Annotated in this window: 17 protein-coding genes; 13 read left to right on the forward strand and 4 right to left on the reverse strand. The window is 33.2% G+C overall.

Annotated elements, in window-relative coordinates:
- Positions 1-21: 21 nt before the first annotated feature.
- The 4 genes from JRJ22_RS19835 to JRJ22_RS19850 all read right to left on the reverse strand — a co-directional run bounded on the left by JRJ22_RS19835 (position 22) and on the right by JRJ22_RS19850 (position 7,145).
- The gene (locus JRJ22_RS19835) at positions 22-1,236 is read right to left on the reverse strand and encodes a hypothetical protein (RefSeq protein ID WP_206101149.1); all 1,215 of its coding nucleotides are present in this window, start codon (positions 1,234-1,236) and stop codon (positions 22-24) included.
- Between the two features lie 1,631 nt (positions 1,237-2,867).
- The gene (locus JRJ22_RS19840; RefSeq protein ID WP_206101150.1) at positions 2,868-3,608 is read right to left on the reverse strand and encodes a hypothetical protein; all 741 of its coding nucleotides are present in this window, start codon (positions 3,606-3,608) and stop codon (positions 2,868-2,870) included.
- Between the two features lie 306 nt (positions 3,609-3,914).
- The gene (recD2, locus tag JRJ22_RS19845) at positions 3,915-6,092 is read right to left on the reverse strand and encodes an SF1B family DNA helicase RecD2 (RefSeq protein WP_206101151.1); all 2,178 of its coding nucleotides are present in this window, start codon (positions 6,090-6,092) and stop codon (positions 3,915-3,917) included.
- Positions 6,093-7,145, reverse strand: a complete 1,053-nt coding sequence (locus JRJ22_RS19850) for a tyrosine-type recombinase/integrase (RefSeq protein WP_206101152.1) — start codon at positions 7,143-7,145, stop codon at positions 6,093-6,095.
- A gap of 314 nt (positions 7,146-7,459) precedes the next feature.
- On the opposite strand from JRJ22_RS19850, the gene JRJ22_RS19855 reads away from it, so the two are divergent.
- The 13 genes from JRJ22_RS19855 to JRJ22_RS19915 all read left to right on the forward strand — a co-directional run bounded on the left by JRJ22_RS19855 (position 7,460) and on the right by JRJ22_RS19915 (position 22,322).
- A complete protein-coding gene (locus JRJ22_RS19855; RefSeq protein WP_206101153.1) occupies positions 7,460-7,747 on the forward strand; it encodes a hypothetical protein in 288 nt (95 codons plus the stop codon).
- Positions 7,748-7,864: 117 nt separating this feature from the next.
- Positions 7,865-10,414, forward strand: a complete 2,550-nt coding sequence (locus JRJ22_RS19860) for an RNA dependent RNA polymerase (RefSeq protein ID WP_206101154.1) — start codon at positions 7,865-7,867, stop codon at positions 10,412-10,414.
- Between the two features lie 213 nt (positions 10,415-10,627).
- A complete protein-coding gene (locus tag JRJ22_RS19865) occupies positions 10,628-10,900 on the forward strand; it encodes an HU family DNA-binding protein (RefSeq protein ID WP_206101155.1) in 273 nt (90 codons plus the stop codon).
- A 317-nt stretch (positions 10,901-11,217) separates the two neighbouring features.
- On the forward strand, positions 11,218-12,396 hold the full coding sequence (locus JRJ22_RS19870; RefSeq protein ID WP_206101156.1) for a PhoH family protein: 1,179 nt from the start codon (positions 11,218-11,220) through the stop codon (positions 12,394-12,396).
- 36 nt (positions 12,397-12,432) lie between these two features.
- Complete coding sequence (locus tag JRJ22_RS19875) at positions 12,433-12,627, forward strand: YonK family protein (RefSeq protein WP_206101157.1); 195 nt, start codon at positions 12,433-12,435, stop codon at positions 12,625-12,627.
- Between the two features lie 11 nt (positions 12,628-12,638).
- On the forward strand, positions 12,639-13,829 hold the full coding sequence (locus JRJ22_RS19880) for a hypothetical protein (protein WP_206101158.1): 1,191 nt from the start codon (positions 12,639-12,641) through the stop codon (positions 13,827-13,829).
- A gap of 73 nt (positions 13,830-13,902) precedes the next feature.
- On the forward strand, positions 13,903-14,514 hold the full coding sequence (locus JRJ22_RS19885; protein WP_206101159.1) for a ClpP family protease: 612 nt from the start codon (positions 13,903-13,905) through the stop codon (positions 14,512-14,514).
- A 63-nt stretch (positions 14,515-14,577) separates the two neighbouring features.
- Positions 14,578-15,663: an IS200/IS605 family element RNA-guided endonuclease TnpB gene (tnpB, locus tag JRJ22_RS19890; protein ID WP_408637843.1), complete on the forward strand. Its 1,086-nt coding sequence runs from the start codon at positions 14,578-14,580 to the stop codon at positions 15,661-15,663.
- A 261-nt stretch (positions 15,664-15,924) separates the two neighbouring features.
- The gene (locus JRJ22_RS19895) at positions 15,925-16,800 is read left to right on the forward strand and encodes a hypothetical protein (RefSeq protein WP_206101160.1); all 876 of its coding nucleotides are present in this window, start codon (positions 15,925-15,927) and stop codon (positions 16,798-16,800) included.
- Between the two features lie 6 nt (positions 16,801-16,806).
- Positions 16,807-18,639, forward strand: coding sequence for a terminase large subunit domain-containing protein (locus tag JRJ22_RS19900; protein WP_206101161.1), 1,833 nt, complete (start codon positions 16,807-16,809; stop codon positions 18,637-18,639).
- 59 nt (positions 18,640-18,698) lie between these two features.
- On the forward strand, positions 18,699-20,261 hold the full coding sequence (locus JRJ22_RS19905) for a hypothetical protein (protein ID WP_232380899.1): 1,563 nt from the start codon (positions 18,699-18,701) through the stop codon (positions 20,259-20,261).
- A gap of 16 nt (positions 20,262-20,277) precedes the next feature.
- A complete protein-coding gene (locus JRJ22_RS19910; protein WP_206101162.1) occupies positions 20,278-20,769 on the forward strand; it encodes a ferritin in 492 nt (163 codons plus the stop codon).
- A 32-nt stretch (positions 20,770-20,801) separates the two neighbouring features.
- Positions 20,802-22,322 (forward strand): hypothetical protein, encoded by a 1,521-nt coding sequence (locus JRJ22_RS19915; RefSeq protein WP_206101163.1) that lies wholly within the window; start codon positions 20,802-20,804, stop codon positions 22,320-22,322.
- The last annotated feature ends 25 nt before the right edge of the window (positions 22,323-22,347 follow it).

Consider the following 22,347-nt stretch of genomic DNA (forward strand, 5'->3'; position numbering starts at 1 on the left):
AATTCGTATTCTTCTGAGTTGTTAACGGTTAACTGTTTGTTGATCTTCAATAAACTTTTTAAACATTTTATCGGCGTTATACTTTTGAATGAATTCTTTATATAATTGTATTTCCTGTAATGCTAAATTAAGTTGTTCCTTCTGTTTCTTTAGTTTATCCATTTCATTATTATTTATAGCAGTTTCTAAAGTATCTGAATAATCATCTATAATATCATTACCATTTTGTTTTACAATTGTACCGACAGATATATTTTTGTATCCTTGTTTTTGCCATAGGTTAAATGTATCAAAAACACTATTTAAATTTGAACATAATTTTTTAGTAATATTAGAATAGTTTATATTTGGTTCATCGTCGCATTTAGTCGTTTCAATGATATAAGATAATTCTAGAGTCGTTCCAAAGTTACGATAAATTACACCTTTTTTAGTTCTGGATTTAGTGTAAGTGATTGGAGAAACAGAAACGATATCAGAATCAGGAATATAAAAATAATCATCTGAGGAATAACATACTTTGTGCATGTTGTTATGAATATCTGAAGGATGAATACGTGCCTGTATTAGTTCACCGTTGATAGTTTGAATATTAACAGCATCATAGTTGGATTCATAAATGTTGCGTGTAGCCTCTTGTGCTGCCTCTGGTGACTCCTGAGTAATGGATGAGAATAGTTGCAAGTCGAGTTTCAATAAAGAATCTGAAGGCATGCAAGGCGACTCATAGACGATATAAGAAGGATCGAAATCAGAAGTTAGGCAAAAGTTATAGGCCTCATTGTAAGATGGGAAAGAACGGTTATAGGCTGTGAATGAGGTTGAATCTGTTTCATTATCTTTATTAATATTAATATCAGATACAGGTGCAATAGTTTGATCCATTGTTTCGGTAACTGTTACTTCTGATTCTTGAATTGTTTCAATTTCGGCAATGTTAGAAACTGTATTAACTGCATTTTTTACCGTTTCAATTAAGTTAGAGTTCATCATAGCTAAAGCATCAATAGTGTAAACCTTGTTAGCCAAAGCCGAGAAGCGTTTATAGTTCTTCTTGGAACCGTCTGGAAGGTAGATACAGCCTTCATTGGAGATAAAGCAGAAACGGCCTACAACGTCTGTATAATACCATCCATTGTCATCAACTTCAGCGATGATATTAATTTGGTGAGGTTTGGAATCATCCTGAGTAAAGCGGATAGAAGAATAAATAAGATTGCTGTTATTGTTAGACATATGTATAACCTCCTGTTATTTAACTTATAATTCATTATAGCATGGATATTAATAAATGTATATATTTTTATTTATTAAATGAGGTGTAAAGCTCACCAACGCGAGAGGAAATTTGCTTGTATAACAGTTATATAAATTAATAGTACAGATATGGAAATATTAATAAATATCATGATAAACACTTTAAATAATTGAGTGTGACAGCATTAATACAGGATTGATACATGCTATAACAGATTGATAATAGAAGAAACAGAGCATATGATATAGTGGACGATAAAGGCATATAGATTTATATCTATATTATAGTTGTATTATATAACAGATAATAATAGTTATGATACAGTAACTGTATAAATGTGAAGTCATGATTTTGCGGTTTCACGTTATCGAGCGATTACGCAATTACGTCATATGATAACGTATATACGTGCTTTATAAATGCTGCCTGGAATCAAAAATTTTAAATGAAAATATGCTCATTTTAGAAAAATTTTTAAATAAAATTAAGTGAGATATACTGCATATTAATAGCTGGTTGTCAACATGGATCATGCATGCTAGATAGCATACAACTATACTTATATGCTATCTATGAAGGGATACCGGGGGTAGTTTACAACCTAAATAATGGTAATTATGGAAAATAGTCCGCTATCTGTTCCACTCCTACACTCAACTCAATTTTTACTTTTCTCATCATGATCTAATAAAATTTCATCAACACTTTTTTACGTCACTTATCCCCCACTTTCCCTTCAATTTCAATCGCAATTTCAATCGCAATCCCCTTATATTCCCTACACTTTTTTCCTCAATTTTTCTCAAATTTTTACTCAATTTCCCCCTATTATCATCAATTTCACCTCAATAACCCTTATAATCTCTATACTTTTACGATTACTCTATATATCGAATTTATCTTCTCATCTTATCCACCTATCCCCAACTCACATAACCACCATCTCAACCACACAATTCCCCTTATTCCATCTACGCTTTTCACCTCTCTTCTCTCCCCAATTATCATCACCTCTTACATTCTAATCACATTCTAATCGGAATCAATTTTACCTCCCTAACCACTCACGATTAAAATTTATCATCCCAACTATTCATCATTCATCAACCTATCACCATACTCCAGGGGAGGGGGTACATTAACATAAAAAAGGTAGCACCCAATATCCTGGATACTACCCTGTATAAAATATTCAAATATAATTTTAACTTTTATCCCTCTCACACATCATACTCTGCTCATTACATATTACACTTTACCAAATATCTCAATTTCAATTTTAAACTCAGATTCCTTTATAATTTATTATAAATTCCCAACTCAACTATGTAACTTATCTATTTGTTCATCTCAACCATACACCCATAAAATCATACATAAATTATAATGAACTATTCGTTATCATCACATACCAACCTTATACACTATTCCAGAAGATCTAAGTTGGAGACAGCCAACGAAGTTGGATGGCTACGGAATAAAGCTTTAGCTTTATGACGGCTCTTTGCCTTTGATCTTTTCTCTTTTAAAAAGTTGTCACTTTGAAAATTGGCTTTACATTATTATTTATATAAGATTTTCAAAGTGACAACTTTTATATTTACCTATATTATTCAAGCATATTTTCATTGTTCAATTTTCTTATCTCAGGGAATATTCTTTCGTGTCTGGAATTAATAAGGGTATCAACAAGTTTTATTTGGTCTGAGACATATTGTTCATCAATACGATTTTCTTCCTTTTTATTCATTGTACTAAAAAAATCATCCACTTTGTTTAAGGCTCTGTTATGTCTTTTTTGAATATTATCTGTTAGGCGTTCCTGAATTGATTGATTTAATTCAAATTCCATCATCAACCTTTCCTCACCTTTCATCCTAACCAGTTCACGTTTGAGACGCTCTCTATTTAATTGAATGTCGTATGCTTCATAAATAAATTGAATCCCCATCTCCTTATTGAGCCTTTCATTTACTCTTTTACTATACTCATCATATTTTCCCGTTCCAATTATTCCTCTCATATCTTCACAATTAAATTCGTCTAAGACTTCTCCTTGTATCCTTAAAATATTCTCATATTCCTGGCCGTCTCTAGCTGGACGAATTATGTTTTGGATACTAACCATCATAATTTGTGACCAGAATATATTTTTCTTATTTTGCAATTCATTTAAAGCCCTTTCTAAGTTATTCTTCAAAGTCGAGTCAGCACTTCTATAAAATTCAAATATATCAAACTGTTCAATATTTATGTATTCGCTTAAGCTTGGTATGTATTGTCTGCATTCTCTGTAGTTTGAATTAACCATGTTTAGGGAATTAAGTAACCTGTTTTTGGCTAGTTTCACAGATCCCTCATCTGAACTAAGTAGTAACTCAATAATAAGCTGCTTAATATTTTCAATATAATGAATAACATCTCTAGAGCCTCCCCGTTGTGGAAGCTCTCTTGGCTCTTCATTTATTTTAGTAATGACAAACTTATTACCTCTTTTTTCAATATCAAAATAACAACTCCATTTTTTTAGTTGTAACTGTTTTGATTTACCGGACTTCGTTTCTTCTTCGAGAACTCTGCATAAGTGTTTATAATTATTTGCTATAAATCCAACACAAATATTATCAATATTAATTTTAATACCTCCTTCCTATATTCATTTATTAAACTCCTCAATCAACATATCTTTCAAAAATGTGTTTCTCTTATTAGTATCATTCGTTCTAATTGCCTTAATCAATGCCTTCAACTCAAAGATCATCACACACATCTCTGAAAATCGAGTCATGCCAGTATATACACCCTGTCTATTCAATAATTTATACGCTGCATAATCCAAGGCAAATATTCCTTGTTTAAACTGGCTTCCTTGAACGCGATGCCCGGTAAGCGCATAAGCTAAATCAATTTGTAATAGTTGATCTCGCTTATATGTCACAATGTCATCAATTCCAATAAATTCAATGCTTAAAGTATCTTCATCATAGTCAATCTCAACGATCTTGCCAAGTGTTCCATTGAAGACCCCATTATCATAGTCATTGCCGTTCTTGATAACTTTGTCTCCGGTCTTAAAAACAAAGTCGCCTCTCTTCAATCCCCGTTCATCTTTGTCATTGAATATCTTTTGAAGTTCAATATTCAAATTATTTGCGCTAATAATACCCTTTTTCTTAAGCATCACGACAACTTGGAATTCCATCAAGTCAAATCTGTCTTTATTATTTTTACACAAATGGATAATATGCTCGAAAATTTGTTGACTAGTTTCTTTAGGATACAAATACAAATCCTTTAATTCTCCAATAACTTTTGGTTCATAATCTCCACTTTTAATGATCTGTTTCCCTTCTCTGACTTCATTAGCTGCTAACAATATTCCAGACTTCATTGCTTGTCTATGAACCTTAGTTAATTCGCACACTTTAATAACTCCGCTTTCAATCAGGTCTATAAATGGGCGACCACATCCAATAGCAGATAATTGACCTACGTCACCTAGAATTATCAACTTATGTCCATTTGCAACTGCTATAGATAAATGGTAAAACAAACTTGTTGGAGTCATACTTCCTTCATCCAGGTAGACAGATTGTACTGGAATTGGACTATTTTCATTGCATGTAAATTCACCGATCTTTGGATTAAACTGGAGTATCCGATGTATGGTTTGTGATTTTAGTCCAGTTGATTCAGTAATTCGTTGTGCTGCCTTACCAGAAAATGCGCATGTATCATATGTATAATCACTCAATATTTTAATGATTCCTTTTAACAGTGCGGTCTTGCCGCATCCTGCTTTACCGGAAATAATCATTACATTGCTATCTATGCTATCATATATTGCCTGTCTTTGTTCATCTGTAAATTGAAATCCTTGTTCGTTCTCAACTAACTTGATTTTATTTTCAATATTATCTACTTTGAATATATTTTCACTTCTTACTAACTGTGAAATTTTATCACATATTTTCTTTTCTTGAGCGTATGTCTTTTTTAGTGCGATCTTACTATCATCTATGTATGCAGATTTTAAATTATCATTATTCATAAATTCAATAATCGCTTCTTCTGATAACGACAACATACCAGCGGCTAGTTGAATGATCTCTTTTTTATTTGACCAGCAGTTACCATCTTGCTCTGCTTTTTTAAGCATGTAATATATTGCAGATTCAATTCGATATGGTGAATCAATCTCTATTCCAGTTTTTAATGCGTACTTATCAACTTTATCAAACCCCAATCCATTAACCTCGTCGCATAAAATATAGGGGTTAAGCTTTACCTTTTGAACCACCAGAGTTGGGGAATTATTGTATCTCGCCAATAATTTCTGAACTATTGTATAGGAAACTCCATACTTAGATAACTCAACAAGTGCTTCTTGAATATCAATATTTTTAATGACCTTCTCTCTGATCTTGCTGAATTTCTTATCTCCTATACCCTTAATTCTTTTGTAATCTAGAGTGTTGCTCTTGATCATTTCAATAATATCCTGAGTAGGGAATGCTTTTATAAGTGGTTCGCACTGAGATTCACTTAGAATAGTTCTTAAAAAGGCGTGTTGTCCCTCAATAGTGGTTGGTAGCTCCTGACGAATACTATGAACCTCATAACCCCTTCCATGTTTCTTATGTTCTTTAAATTGAATTGAAGCGATATATTCTGTGCCTAATGAAAGTTCTTGCATTCCACCATTTATAACAAAATTATCAAAGGCGTTATATTCAACATCTGGTGACTTTGATTCACAAGCATAAACACCAAAATCATTCCCATAAAACAATTTTCTTACTGGTATCAACTTCAACTCAATAATAGGATTCAATTACTCAACACTCTCCTTTTTATTTTCAATCTTATCATTAACAATTTTCTGTGCTTCTCTCTTCATTTGATGAATCACTCCTTCGTTTTGTCTCATAACCAATTTAATTATTTCATCTTTGCTTAACTCATCAAAAACACCATCCTCAATTTTCTCATTAATCCTGAGACCAATAGTACTATTTTTATTTTTATTGTCTCGGCCATAATACTTATTAGTTACGACAATAGATGAGTGATTATAATGTTTCTTTGCCTCTTCCAATGTTCCAAACATTGAAGCGAAATTGCGGAAACTGTGGAAAACAATATTACGACTTTCTGGGATATTGAGTTTTTCTTTGATTAGTTGCATCATATCTTGAATTGCCTTGGTGCTTAGGTGGAATATTCTATTATCGTCATATCGTTTATAGTAAGGGAGTTCCTTAATTTCAATCAACTTCTGATACAGTTCAAATGGAATATCTACACTGTGTTTTTTCCCTCCTTTACCAATAGTTGAGACTTCGCAAGTGGAATCTTCTTTAACTAGAATATCGTCCCATGTCAAAGCGAGTAATGAACTTTTACGAAAGCTAGTGGTATATGCCATCTCAATAAATACAATCTTCTCATATCCTTTTACTGTCTTGATCAATACATTTGGAATTGCTTCGATCTCGCTTGTATGAAAAGATCCAGCGCGTTCCGAGTCGTCAGGAAGTGCCTTTAGTTTTGTAACTGCTGCTTTTACATTGTATTCATTGGTTTCAAAAAACCCATAGAGACTTTGGATAGATGCGATGATATTATTGATCGTTGCGTTTGAGTAATCTGCTTCATGTTCAGAAAGAAAGATGCGATAAGCTTTGATATCGGCATTTCTAATATAGATGTCGTCAACAGTAAGAACTTCTAAATCCTTTCCTTTAAACCATTTAAAAAAATTACGACAATTACGTTCGTAGCCATTCTTAGTATGCTGACTTTCAAAGTCCCCCAGAAATGTTCTAATATCCTCCCACACACTACCTGTATGCAACCCGACTACATTATTTGATATAGCACTCATATTGCTCTCCTCCTTATTGTTATGTATTGTGTTTGTTTATGTCTGCATTTATCTGTCTCATAAACACATCATATCATATAATTATTTATTTGTATATATTTATTCATTAAAATCAGCATCTTTTTTGTTATATATAATGAAAGGATATAAACTCACTCTTATATACCGTTAGATAAATTTAATAAATAAATATATATTGACGAAACAATCATTGTCATGTTATATTATAAACACAGAGAGAGATTAGTAAACAAACTAACCGATCCTGAATAAAACATACGAGGGTATAAAGAAAGGGTAAGGGAATACATATTATGAAAAATACACAGGAGATTAAGCAAGAATTTAAAATGAATTATCAAGGTTTTTCAATTAAGGAAATGGATGATAAGTATTATGATGGTGATGCTGATTATTTAGACGAGAAATTTGTTTCTAAAGAAATGAAGTTAGGAATGAATGATTGTATGAAGTATGTTGATTCTAATGTGGTAGACGATGAAGTACTTTGGATGATGAATAATGCTAATAGTGGAGTGTTTTATAGAGAACCGTTTAATCCACAGGTTGGAGTAAGTGCTCTGAATTTGGAAATTATTTAATTAATAAATATACATATGAAATCATAAAATACCAGACAGGAGGAATTTGAGATTAGCCTAGACAAACAAGTCCATGTATACAGCATCGATACCAGTTTCTTTTATAACGAAAGTGAAATGTCCATACATAGAAGATTAAATAAGAACTACAGATATCGATATTTATTAAAAGGTAAAATAAAATCAGCTCACATAGAAGATGACACAAAAAAAAGATTTGAAGAAAAAATCTCAAGGACTTCCACTCGAATTAAAAAACTAAAGGATACGCTGTACGAGCTATTTGCAAAGAATGAAGAACTTAGAGTTTTGTGTAGTGAGTTGATTAGAGAAAAAAATACGATTTCAGTATTCGACTCTGTATTAACAAGAACTTTAAAGGTTAAACAGAATACTTTAACCAAAGACATACTTGTTGTTCAAACTTACTTTTTTGATATTTTAAAAGATCTTATACATAATGGATTTATCTTTGATAATGAAAAATACATATGCTTTACAGCAAGCGCGGGACAAATTAGAACAAAGAAAACGGTATTCATTAAAGAAAAAACATTTAATAAATATCAACAATCGCTGATGTGCGGTCTTACCATTAAAAAGATTAATGATCATAAAGGAGTCAATATTAACAAGTATCTAGCCTATCTCGCTCTCTGCAATAGTGCAACGGAAAAATGGGATGAGTTTGATATTGACAAATCTATCGTGGTCAATGACATGGAAACACTTGTTAACTGTACTGTTGACTTCATTGATGACAAGACATATGAAATTGAAACAAAGAATATGGACATTCCCATCGAACACACAGATGGTTGCGGAATGATCCTGCCAAGAGTTAGTAAGAATAGTATGATGGTGCGTCTGCCTTGGGTAAAAGGTTTGTTAGTCCCCTTTCCTTTCGATAAATTCATTCGTGAAGAAAACAAGAAGGCAAAAAAAGGACTCTACGGCACCGTTAAAGATATTTATGGTAAAGAGCATGATCTAAACGCTGAAAAAATTGAAGTAATATTCACAAAAAGCCAGTTTAAAATGTGGAAGTACTATTCTTCCTGGGATGAGTACAAGAAATTTTATAAAAAGTTTAAATGCCATGCAGGAAAGTGCAACGAAGAAGAATCATTCATTAAGAATGCCAAGTTGAACTATCAAATGCTTCAAACCCTAACAGACATCACCGATGATGAGTTAAGAACGATAAGTGAAGAAACTAGAAGCAATATTATTAATGTTGGAACAGATCGGCGTACCATGCTTAAAATACTTGGTGCTACAGAAACAAATATAAACAAAAACTATGTCCAGCAAGCGCTTGAGATTTATCCAGAACTATTAAATGATACATATAGCAAAGAAATCCTTAAGCAGACTAAAAAGAGCATGGTAATGTCTGCGAAAGCCGGGAAAATTTCAATAAGCGGCAAATACACATTCATATGTCCAGATTTATATGCTTTTTGTGAATACTTAATTAAAGACGATAAAGACCCCAAAGGGTTGATTGATGATGGAGAAGTTTCTTGCTTCCTTTATAATGATGAGGAAAAACTTGATTGCTTGCGTAGCCCCCATCTATATCGGGAACACGCTGTGCGGAGAAATAAAGTAAACAAAGAAATGAAGCGTTGGTTTGTTACTAAGAATCTATATACAAGTTGTCATGATGCTATCAGCAAGATACTTATGTTTGATGTGGACGGTGATAAAAGTCTAGTTTGTAATGACAAAACTATTGTTAGTGTTGCAGAAAGAAATATGAAAGGAATTAATCCTTTGTTTTACAATATGGCAAAAGCCGAAGCACAACCTGTTAACTATGAGACTATATATGAGGGATTGAAATCTGCCTACACAGGCGGGAATATCGGGATGATCAGCAATGACATTACAAAAATATGGAACAGTAATAATGTTAACCTGGATGTCATTAAGTTACTATGTATGGAGAACAATTTTACTATCGACTATGCAAAAACTCTGTATAAACCCGAGAGACCAAATAATAAGAAAAAAATCATCACAGAATACACTAAATCTAAAACGCCTCATTTCTTCATTTATGCAAAAGATAAAGAAAAGATTAATGTGGAACTAGCTAATGAGAGCGTTGTTAATAGACTAGGTAAACTTATCCCTAATCCAAGAATTAAATTCTCTGCAATGAATATAGGAGAATTTGATTATAGGGTCTTGATGAATAAAGAATATGCCAAGAGAGATATAGATAATCAAATCATTGAAAAATATAAAGAATTAGACCTTAAAAAGCGATTTATGGATACCCGTCCGGTTGACGGGCACTATACAGGAGATAGTTTGTTTGTTTACAAAAATATCAGAGAAAAGATACTGGATGTCTGTGATGACGTAGAGCATGTGGTTGATGTATTAGTACAATTCTTGTATGAAAAGAAGAAAAGCAGTTATAAGACAACACTATGGTCTAGTTTCGGAGATGTTATTGTTGAAAATATTAAAAACAATATTATTAAAGATACCAAAGAAACGATAATTTTATGTGAGTCATGTGGAGAAAGAATCGAAAAAGATAATAAGAATAGAAAATATTGTTCCGAGTGTCAAAAGAGCATTAGACTTATACAAAAACGGGAATGGGATAGAAATAATAAGAGAAACAGGCATAATGTCCGACATTCCTAACTTTTTCGTTATACGTTGATTTTTCGCGGTATTTTATATAATAAATATATATTTACTTAATATTATTAATTCGGAAAAGCCCTAAAAATCAACGTTTTTTAAAAAACACGCTAAAATATTGATGGTCTTTTAGGGAGCATGATGATTTAATATCCAAAATTAAGAGATTATCATCCTCTCACAAAATAAACTAAACTAAGGGAGATATTTAAAATGAATAAGACAGATCTGACTAAGGTAGTAGCGGAAACAACAGGATTGGCTAAGAAAGATGTTGAAGCATCGGTGAATGCCGTATTTGAAGCAATCACACAGGAATTGGCTAATGGTGGCGAGGTAAATATTGCTGGATTTGCAAAGTTCGGCGTTAAGCCAACTGCTGAACGTAAGGGTCGCAACCCTCAATCCGGTGAAGAAATTGTGATTCCTGCTAGTAAAAAACCAACCTTCAAGGCACTCAAGGGACTTAAAGACGCAATTAAATAATAAACATTCATATAAAACAATAGTTTTATCATACATAAGCATTCAAGAGATTTAATATCTCAATTGGATAGTCGGTAAGGTAGAAAAGGTTCTCTACGCGCTTGGAACGCACGTTGTGTATATTCCAAGTTATCAGAAATGCAGGATCGCCGCCCTGCTATCGACTATTATAATGCAGTACCATTAACTAACTTCAAATTGTAGGAACTGATTCACCATTGCCGGAACACTGTCGTTGATTTTAGACGACCATTTAAACCGAAGAATACACTGAGGGGACTGACCTCCCCTCCATCCTACCCAACGAGGTAACGCCTATGAAACGTATTTTAGTTGACACGAATTTATTACTTGAAGGTTTCGAGATTAACAATGAACATAAATATATTTTATTGTCTCACGTAAACAGAGAATTGGATAAGCATAAAGTGCATGGCGATGGAGAATTGAAATTTAAGGCTCGACGTGCAGTTAGATTTATTGAAGAGCATCAAGATAATTTTGAATTCGATGTCAAAGATTATAAAGTTTCATTCGATGAAGATTTTGACAATAACTATACAGATAATAAGATTATCCAGGCATGTATTGATAATGGATATTCGCTCACCACTAATGATTTACTGCTTAAACAAAAAGCTAGAATGTATGGAATTGATTTGGTTGAGAGTGATGGCAAAGTGTCTGATTTGTCATATGTTGGATACAGGGAAATCGCTCCATCTGATAGCGAACTGGCTCTTTTGTACGAAAATTTAAAGAAAAATACATATAATCTTCTAACTAATCAATTCCTAATTATCAAAAACAACCATGGATTTGTCTTAGATAAGCTTCGTTGGAATGGTGAAGAACACGTTAAATTGAAGCACTCCCCCACTAAAAAGATTAAAAGCATGAACCATCTTCAGGATTGCGCTATCGATATTCTTCTTAATAAGGAAATTCCAATTAAAATTATTGCTGGCAATTATGGTTCAGGCAAAACAATCTTGAGCGTAAAAACAGCACTATATAATGTATTGGACAAAGGAAATTACGCAAAAATCATGATGGTTAGAAACCCAATTGGCTCAGGCAAGGAAATTGGCTATCTTTCTGGCGGGAAAAACGAAAAAACTGAAGGCTTCTTTAAACCGTTCATTCAACATTTGGATGGCGGAGATCAAGAAGCTTATTTCTTAGAACAACGAGGAGTACTAAGTCGTGAAATTCCTTTCTATATGAAGGGTTTGAGTATTGAAGATACTATCATCATCTGTGACGAAGCAGAAGATTTAGATGTTAAACTTATTCGTTTGATTGGTACTAGATTGAGCAGTAATTCTGCCGTCATTTTTGCCGGAGATTACAATCAGACAGAAAATGAATATAAAAATAATAATGGCCTCATGAGAGCAATTGACAAACTTAAAGGAAATCCTCTAGTTGGCATCGTTGTTCTTGAGGAAGACGTGCGTTCTAATGCCAGCAAAGTGTTTGCCTGTCTTGAATAAATATTAATAAAAATACATATTAGGGAGTAATAAAATATGGCTAAAAATAAGGACAGTAAGACAGTTAATCGTACTGGTCTATTTGAAATGGACAAAATGACGGTAACGGCTGAAGATAAAAACGGGATTTACATTTTTGATCTCAAGTCTCTCCTTCAAGACTTTGATGGCAACAACATCTCTATCACTGTAGCATCTGATTTCGAGCCTAGTCATCAAGTTGAAGAATAAGGAGTGATTGAATGTCAACTCCTTTGAATATTCTTGACAACGAGTCTTACGAAGAATTTCTCATCAGACTCGGATCTAGTAAAGATGAACTAGATTTGTCTTGGGGTAAAATTGCTTCTATCATGAACGAACATCTTAGCGAAGACTTCTCTGAATCTAAATACAGAAAAGAATTTCATCTGCTAAGTCGAGGAATTACTATTGGTGTTAAAAAATCGGCCGATAATGGATACGTTCGCGAGATTGAAGATAAGACCGTTGAATTACAGAAGCAAAAGTACCAGTTCCAAGACCAAAAAAGAGAATACAATAATAAAATCAAGCTGATTGCTAAGTATGAACATTTGAAAGATGAAATTGCTTCTGCAATTAAACAACTTGAAAAAATTAAACCTCTCCCCTACTCTCCCGTTAAGGAGAGTTTTTCTGATGTTAGAGCCAACGTTTTGTTTTCAGATTTCCATTATGGACAGGAATCCAATAACACCTTAAATGTGTTCAATCCAGATGTATTTGATAAGAGATTTGAACATTTAGTTTCGAGAACAATTCATTATTGTAAAAAACATAGTGTTGATGAGCTAACAATTGGTTCACTAGGAGATCAAATTGCAGGATTCATTCATTTGACATCCCGTATTGAACAAAGCGAAGATGTTATTTCTCAAATTCAGTATATTTCTGAGAGACTTGCCGAAGCAATTGCGGAAATCTCTAAACATGTTCGTAAAGTTAGAGTAATTAATATTATCGGTAATCATTCAAGAACATTTCAAAATAAGAATGATTCTATTATGAAAGAGAACTTCGAGAACATTATTCCTTGGTATCTTGAAAGCCGTTTAAGAGACTTTGATAATGTAGAAGTATTAAAAGGTGAAGACGGATATTTTGTAGATGAGACATTTAGTAAACCACATTTGTATGTGCATGGCGATTTAGATCATGTATCTAGTATTGCAAGAACCATTCCTCAATTCCTCGGTATTATCCCCTCGTACTGCTTCCAGGGCCATATTCATCATGATACAGTTAAGGATTATGGCAGAACAATTGTAATCTCAAACGGTAGTCTATGTGGGGCAGATTCTTATGCAGTTTCTAAACGCATGTATGCAGATGCTATGCAAAAGATGCATATTTTTGATGAGAATGAAAGAATAGAATACAAGATTGATATTAATTTGCAGGATATCAAATAACAAATAAAAGTATAAATATACATACACGGTAAGTACACATACAATAAAATTATCTTTTAGGGGAGGCAATGCAATGTGCGATAAATGTGAGAATAAAGAGGATAAATATGAAAAACTGCCCTTCTCTATCCTAGATTTTGGAGAATACGTATTTTTCAAAGCCCTTGAGGATCGTCAGATTATTCTTAATGATGAAGTCGGAGACTATCTTCTTGAGCGTGTTGCATTCCAAATTATCAAATGGAATAAAGAAGATAAGAATATTCCCTTGGCAGATAGAAAAGAAATTGAAATCATCTTAAACTCTCCTGGCGGAGACGTATATCTTGGAATGGCGCTATGTTCTGTTATTGAAAAATCAGACACTCCTATTGCCATTACCGTAATTGGTAATGCGGCTTCTATGGGAGCACTAATTCTTGTATCTGGCGCTAAACATGGTAAGAGACGAGCTTACGAGTTCTCGAATGTACTGTTCCACGATGGCTCCACTGTATTGTTTGGATCGAGTAATAAAGTTAAAGACCATGTTAAATTCCAAGAAGAAAAAGATGAACAGGTTAAGAACTTTATTCTTCGCAATAGTAAAATTACAGAAGATAAATATAAAGATATGGCTGACCGCGAATGGTGGATGACTGCTAAAACTGCACTTGAGTTTGGTGTTATTGACGAGATTATCTAAAAAAATAAGAAGAACCGCAATTATAAATTAGTTGCGGTTCTTTGACGTTAAGGGTTGATTTTTTTGATACATAAGAGTTATAAGTTTCGTATTTATCCCGACAAAGAACAACGTATATTTTTCGAAAAGAACTTCGGGGCGGTGCGTTTCATATACAACAAGATGTTGGCTGACAAAATAGAACACTATAAGATGACGAAAACAATGTTGAAAAACACTCCTGCACAATATAAAAAAGACAATAAATGGTTAAAAGAAGTTGATTCATATGCTTTATGTAATGCTCAAATGAATCTAGATAAAGCCTTTAAATTTTTCTTCAAAAATATTGAAACAGGATTCCCAAAATTTAAGAATAAAAAGTCTAATAGACGAAGCTATACAACAAATAATCTAAATAATCTAATAAAAATTGAAAATGGAAAGATTAGATTACCAAAATTAAAATCAAGAGTTAGAGTCATTGATCACTGTAAGATAAACGGGCATATTAAGTCTTGCACAATAGTGGCAACGCCTTCTGGAAAATACTTTATATCTGTTTTAACAGAGTCTTTAAGTGCAAACATCAACAATATTAGTACTGATAAAAAGATAGGCATAGATCTAGGATTAAAAGACTTCGCAATTACTTCCGATGGACAAATAATTAACAATCCAAAGTATTTCAGAAGTTCCGAAAAGAAACTTGCAAAATTACAAAAATCATTCGCAAGAAAGCAAATACAATCCAAGAACAGAGAAGAATCCAGAGTAAAAGTTGCAAAAATGTATGAAAAAATAGCAAATCAACAAAAGGATTTTTTACAAAAGCTATCCTCAAAGATAATTAACGATAACCAAGTTATTGTAATTGAGGATTTACATGTGAAAAATATGATGAAAAATAGTTTGTTGGCAAAAGTAATCTCTGAGGCCTCGTGGTCTAACTTTAGACGTATGCTTGAGTACAAAGGAAAATGGTATGGAAGAGAGATAATTGTTGCTCCAACATATTACCCAAGCAGTCAACTATGTTCAATCTGTGGCCATAAAAATAAAGATATAAAAAAATTAAATGTTAGGCAGTGGACATGTCCAATATGCAATACTGATCATAATCGTGACATAAATGCTGCTAAAAATTTATTAAAATTAGCCAATAAATAGGCCGGATTTTGGGAATGGGACAGTCCTTGGAGCCTGGGTAAACTTAGTTAAATCTATTGACCAGGAAGTTTAATTTAAACAGTTCACGAACAATAAAAAAGGCAATTATTTGCTTAAATCTTTGTGGTTTTATGGGGAGACTCTGCCGAAAGGGTCTTTAAACAGGACAAAGTAAGACCACTTGTGTGGCAGCTCCCTCCTACCCCATGCCATTTCATTAATAATTAAATTATAACAATATATAAATTAGGTGATTCAAAAATGGCAGTTAAAAAGTCTCCTGTAAAAAAAGATGAACTCGAAAAGGTTAAATGCCTCAAGTGTGGAAAATTAAAAAGTCCAAACACTGCGAATTTTTATAATAATACAAATAATCTTTTTAGTTCCGAAAAACTTGAAATTTGTAAAGAGTGCATTCAAGAATTTATTGGATCAAAAGAAACTGAAGGATATAAATCAAGAGTAATTTCAATGCTGGCAATTCTAGATAAGCCCTTTTCTGAAGAATTATGGTCTACATCTTCTGGAGAGTGGGCAAAATATATTACTCCTCTAAGTTCTCTTCCTCAATATAAAACACTTACATTTAAAGATAGTGATTTTTATCAACAAGACTCTGTATTGGAAAATCTATCTAAAAACGAAGTGGAAGAAAATGATTATGAAGTCATAGTAACTCCTAAATTACGTATGTTTTGGAGGGGTTACAATGATGAGCAAATAGTAATTTTAGAGAATATGTTTCAAGATTTGACTTCAACATATGAATGCTCAACTCCTATTCAAAAATCTTTATATCGAAATATGACAATCACACAATATATGGCAGACAACGCAAAGACACCTACGGAATTTGATAAGTTAATGGGAACGCTTAGTAAACTTATGAATGACGCCAACATCAAACCAGTCCAAGAAACTGGAGCAGAGGCAAATGGGATATCTTCTTTTGGTGAGTTTATAAAAATGATTGAAGAAACTGAGCCAATTCCAGAACCAAGAGATGAATTCAAAGATGTTGATGGGATCGGTAAATATATCAATAAGTGGTTCCTGCATCATATGAAGAGATTTATTGGTCAGTCGAATGAAACCATGGAAGAATACGATGAAAAAGAAGCGACAAAAAAGAGTTGATAAATTATGGCAGGTATAAAAAACTTTCAAGTTAGCAGAAATAAAAATAAAGATTTAAATATGTATGAAAAGAAGAAAAAAGTAAACAACACCGCTGAGAAGTTGTCTAAAGATCAAAAAATGAGAAATGGGATCAAGACTTGGGCTGGATTTTATAGAAGTAATATACATAGATATATTGAAGACTATTTTGGGGTCAGACTGCACACATTTCAAAAAATTATCTTATTTATGATGAGTAAGAATTCCTTCTTCCTCTGGTGGGCAAGTCGCGGTATAGGCAAGAGTTTTATCGTTGCCCTCTACTGTTTAGCAATGGGATCATTAAAACCAGGAATTCCCATTGTGGTTGCATCGGGTACAAAAAATCAGGCTAGAGCCGTAATTACACTTAAGATTGATAAAGAGCTTAGGTTAAAGTATCCGAACATAGCAAGAGAAATTAAAACAGTTAAAACTGGTTCAGATGAATGTGTTGTAATTATGCATAATGGCAGTACAATTTCTGCTGTCGCAAGTAATGACAATGCGCGTGGATATCGAGCAGCAATTCTAATAAATGATGAGTTTCGGCTTATCAAAGAAGACATTCTTACTCGCGTTCTTAGACCATTTCTGAACTATGTTAGAACTCCAAAATTCCTTAGTTTGCCTGAGTACAAAGGTAGACAAAAAGAATTCATTAAGTATGAAGAGACTCAGGAAATTTATATCTCGTCTGCGTGGTACACATCTCACTGGAGCTATGAAAAATTCAGATCCTTTCTCGAAGCAATGGTTAAAGGAAGGGATTATTTTGCATGTGCTTTCCCCTATCAATTAGCTCTTCATCATGGATTATTGTCTGAGCGCCGTGTCGAACAAATGCGAACAGAGGACGATCTTGACGCAATCGGCTGGCAAATGGAAATGGACACCCTTCCCTATGGAGCAGCCGAAAATGCCTTCTTTAAACTTAATGATATTGAAAAGTGTAGAACAATAGTTAAGCCTTTCTACCCCACAGACAATATTACATTTGTAGAGAATAAAGAAAAAACTAAGTCTAGAAATAAAAAATCTGGCAATGCTCTCGAAAAACAAGCGGGAGAAATACGTTTAGTCTCTATGGACGTTGCATTGATGAAGGGCAATGATAACGATAACACCATTTTTACTTGTATGAGGCTTATTCCAGATGGCACTAATTACGTTAGACAGGTTCCTTATATTGAAAGTATGCATGGAATGCATTCAGAAGATCAAGCTATAAGACTCAAGCAACTACACAACGACTTCGAAGCAGATTATGTGGTGATGGATACCGCTGGAGCTGGTATGTCCATTTATGATTATTGTTCAAGAATGCTTTATGACACAGAGCGAGATGTTGAATACTTGCCTTGGTGTGCCATAAACAACGAAGAAATGAAAGAAAGAACGAATGATCCTAACGCTCTTCCTATTATCTATTCAATGAAAGTTGTTAAGTCTGAAGTCAACCACGAAATTGCAGTTTGGCTTAAGACTGCATTGGAAAAGAGATTGATTAGATTGCTTGTAAATGATGCCGAAGGCAAAGAGTATTTAATCGACAAACAAGACTTAATGAATAAAAATCCATATGAACACGCTATGTTACTTCGTCCATATGTACAAACTACAGCACTGGTCAATGAGTTAATTAATCTAGAATCAGAAGTGCGAAACGGATTTATTAAAGTCTTCGAAAAGGGACGTTCTACAAAGGATAGATATAGTAGTATTGGTTATGCAAACTACATAGCAAGAATTCTAGAGCAGGAGAATTTACAAAAGAAAGAAGATAGCGTAGATTATCTCGACTACCTCTTTCTCTAACTTTCACTCTCCCCCACCTCCCTCCACTCCACCAAATAACCAAGAAAGGAGGATAAATATTGGCAATTAATCGTAACAAACAAAAGTCTCAAGTACAATCAAATGAAGTTCAGGACGAATCGAATATTCAGATAAAAGGCATGGATGATTTCGCTCTTCATTTTGCAAAAGACCTTCTAAGTTCATACAGCAATCCGTCACTCTTTAATCCTATTTGGCAGAATGAAATACTTAAAAATCTTAATATGTCTCCAAATACGTTTGATAGAGACAAGATCGAACAAATGATTGCTGATCCAAAATCGAATGAAGATGCGCTTAAAGACTTGGGACAATACCTGAAAAATGTAATCATGCAGTTCAATCGTTTAGTAGATTTATACGCAAAGATACTTACTTTTGACAGTTATATTGTTCCAACGAACGCAGATGAAGAAGATTATAAAACAAATAAATTTAAAAAGGCTCGTAAAGACGTAAAGAGTTGGGTTGATAAATTAAATCCCAAATCAACATTCCCAAAAATTATGAGTGGTGTTTTACTTGAGGATGCAAAGTTCTATTATGTTAGAGAGTCTGAAGATTCTGTTACTCTGCAAGAAATGCCATCTAAATACTGCAAGATTGTAAGAAACACAGAACATGGACATCAATATGCCTTTAATATGTTTTATTTTCTACAAGCTGGAGTTGATATTAGAGATTTTCATCCAGATTTTATTGAGTATCTTGAGAATTTTCTTGAAAACAAGAAATCAACAGATACATATTTTTACTGGCAGAGACTCGATCCAATTAAAGCTCCCGTATTTAAGTTTGATGAAACACATGCTGGACTGACTCCTCCTTTACTGGGCTTATTTTTAGATAGCGCAGAGATTGCTAATTACAAGAAATTACTTAAGACAAAAACACAATTAGATGTTATTAAACTTCTTGTAAATGAAATACCAATGCATTCAGATTCAAAGGGCGCTCAAACTAAGAATAATTTCGCTATTGACCCAGGAACTGCGGCACAATTCACAGCCCAAATGCAAGCATCTCTGCCAGATGGTTATAAGGCAATGACTACTCCATTAAAAGTTCATGCTGTTGATTTCAATCAGTCACAAAGCAGAGACAATATTGTTGGTTATGGACAAGACAATTTCTATGGTTCTGCGGGTACGTCTCCTGTGTTATTTGGAGAAAAGAATGTGAATGGTACTGGACTAGAAGCGTCAAAAATAGTTGACGAATCTTATGTCATTCATATGTATCGGCAGTTTGAGCGATTTATTAATGCCTATCTCAAGACTAAATCTTCTCGTTATAGATTTAAAATTCATTTCCCCGACATTACTATCTTCAATCGTGAGCGTAAATTAGATCAATACCTAAAGGCAGCCCAAAGTGGTTATAGTAAAACCCTTATATCTGTCGCTCTCGGAATAGATCCAGATGATATGATTTCTTTGCTTATGTATGAAAATAGCATAGATATGATCAATAAATATCTACTTCCTCTGCAAAGTTCCCATGTTCAAACTGGTGAAGGTGGTAGGCCAGAAATGGACGCAAAAGATTTGGGAGATGCCGGAGTAAAAACTAGAGATCTTCAATCGAACGAAAATAGATAAAGTGGGTGATTAATAAGTGGATATTCCTAAAGAGATAAATGATCTAATTAATACTCAAATTATGCACGAGGGTAGAAATGCCAATGCATATTTACAAGTGTCTGCATGGTTTGAAGAAAAGAATCTTTCTGGTTTTGGTGAATACTTTAGAAAACAGGCAGAAGATGAGATTAGTCATAAGAATAAGTTCATTAAATATCTAAATGATCGTATTTCCGGGAAGGTAAAAATGCTTTCTGTGCCAGAAATAACGGTAAATTTAGATAAATTTTCTGATGCGGGCGACCTATACATTAAACTTGAGTCACAAACAACTCAAGATATTTATGATATCGCTCAGAAAGCTCTTGAATTTAAAGACTACATGACATTTCAATTTATTCAATGGTTTATTGATGAACAAATATCAGAAGAGTTAGAAGCAATGAATTTTAAATCTAAACTTGATTTGATTAATGAAGATGGAACCGGAATTATTCTCCTGAATGAAGAGATGGAAGAGGAATAATTTCTTTCTCTCAAAGGAGGTGAATAAAAATAATGGATAGTTTGAGATTTGATGTACAAATCAAAGATATCGAAAAGGTGAATTCTTTATTCTCTAGGTGCAAGATTCTCATTTGCTATGCTGATCTAAATAGAAACAATTCAGTCATTCCATATAGTTTGATTAATGATAAATTACATACTCTGTATAATTGTCCAATAGTCGGTGAGTACTCAAAAGTAAAAGAAGATTTCTTAGATCATGGTGGAAAAGTTGTAGTCAATAAAGATGGAGAATTAGAATATGTAACAACCACTATCCCGTATGGAGTTGTTCCAGAGAGTTCAGATATTAAATGGGAATTCATTGACGGAAAAGAATATCTAACTTGCACCGGATACTTGTGGGGAGATAGATATCCAGAGGTAATTGATGCCCTAGAAAATCACAGCCTCCCGCAATCAATGGAAATTGCTAATGTTGTTGGTGACTTTAATGATAACAAGCAATTTGTTGTGTCTGATTTTAACTTTTCGGGTCTATGTATTTTGGGTTCAGATGTGGAAGCTTGTTTCGAAAGTGCTAGCATCTCTCTATTCACTGTTGAATCCGATGAAAAGAATGAATTTTCACAACAATTCAATTTAATGGTTAAAGAACTAGAAGATTCTCTTTTGAATAATCAAGATAATTCTAACAGTGATAATCAAGATAATTCTCTTGATTTTACTAATATAAATAACAAGGAGAATGATGTAGTGAAAACTAAAGCTGAGATTGCTACTAATTTCGCCCTTACAATTATGCAACTATACGATGAAATGAGCAGAGTGATTGAACAACAAACATTCATCGGTGAAAATTGGTGGGGCGAAAAGTGCGAAATGGCAAGATATTATATGCGTGATTTTGATGAGGCATATGTATATGTCATCGATGTTCAGAATGATTATATTGACGTAAAACTTCCATATTCTAAGGAAGGAGATGACATTAAAGTAGATTTCGATTCCCCCACTCGTGTAAAATACACGCCTACTGATTGGGAAACTCAAGCAGTAGAAGGCGAAGAAGAAATGAGTTTTAACTATATTAAAGAATATACAGAAATAGCTAAATCTACTGTTGTAGAAAAAGTATCCGAATATGATCTTAAGATCAAAGAACATGAAGACACAGTTTTTGCTGTAGAAAATAAATATAGTGAACTTGAAAAACAATTTACTTCACAGAAAGAAATTGTTAATGAAAAAGAAAAAGAAATCGAACAGCTTAATGAGAAAGTTCAATCTTTTGCCCAAAAAGAAGATGAAAAAGCCGTAGATGAATTGCTTAAGAATTTTACCGCTATTTTATCTGAAGACGAAAAACTGGAATTTAAGACAAAACGTTCTGAATTTGATTCTATTGAAAAGTTTGAAATTCATATTAAGTCTTTTGCCTTTGATAAGATTAAGAATCAAACAAAAGATGAAAATAAATCATTTATTACAATGGCCCTTATTGATGATGTAAAAGAAGAAAAGAAAGAACTTAGTCACTGGGACAGAATGAAAGAAAAGTCTGGTAAGTAAAAATTACAAAACAAGGAGAGTTATA

The sequence above is a fragment of the Paenibacillus tianjinensis genome, assembly GCF_017086365.1.
Lineage (GTDB): Bacteria > Bacillota > Bacilli > Paenibacillales > Paenibacillaceae > Paenibacillus_AQ > Paenibacillus_AQ tianjinensis.